The organism is Oleiphilus sp. HI0128 (assembly GCF_001635365.1).
The window spans coordinates 1-726 of the sequence record NZ_LWGG01000078.1 but is presented as its reverse complement, the minus strand read 5'-3'; the positions used below and the strand labels follow the sequence as shown (position 1 = coordinate 726).

1 protein-coding gene is annotated in these 726 nt (G+C 44.1%); it reads right to left on the bottom strand.

The genetic code is table 11. The features are described 5' to 3' along the window. Window positions 1–668, bottom strand: a 668-nt coding sequence (locus tag A3763_RS00995) for a VIT domain-containing protein (RefSeq protein WP_255376593.1), incomplete at its 3' end; no start/stop codon positions are given. Window positions 669–726 lie beyond the last annotated feature (58 nt).

Sequence of the window (726 nt, the reverse complement as noted above, 5' to 3'; positions counted from 1 at the left end):
GCCTGATTCGTGTTTGAGGTGACAATTGCCTGCGGATGTTTCGGAAGACGGACATCGTCAATAGGGTAAGAGGATCTTATATTCATCTTGAAGCTGAATGCTTCGGTTACCACTTCGTTGTAGCTCCAAAAGGCCAACTTTTCTTCATCGACGCCACCATCTTCAAGTGGGTAGACATAACTGCCAATGCCATGGTCTGAATGGACAGCTTGAATGTAGACTAATCGGATTTTGACATCTTGCTTTGGCAAAACCGGGTAAACGGCACTATCAAAAGATTTATACTCATCCTGTTCTGTTAAGGCGGTTTCTCTGCCTTGTGCTTTTTCTTGCTCATAAATCTCGCGAGCTTGTTTTTTCTCAAGCACCTCGCCAGTCACAGCTTTACCGTCTATCCAATAGGTGAACTCTCCTACCGCTGCTTTTTCTGGAATGGGGAAGGAGTAGATTGCTTCTAGCGTGGTGTCATTCGGGTTGAAAAATAATTGTGTTACTGAAGTAATGGCATAGCCATCCTCGATAGTGACATCTACATGGTGTTGTTTTATTTCCAACGCTGGTAGCTGACCGTTTGCGGGTGACATGAGTCCAGCGGCCTGCGACATCATGCTAAATGCGAATAATAGGGTAAAGCTTATCAATTCTAAGAAGTTTGGTTGTCTGTTCATAATGCTCTCCATTTGTTGGTTTGTGGCAACAAGCGAAAGCAAAACTAGATGGTGATGA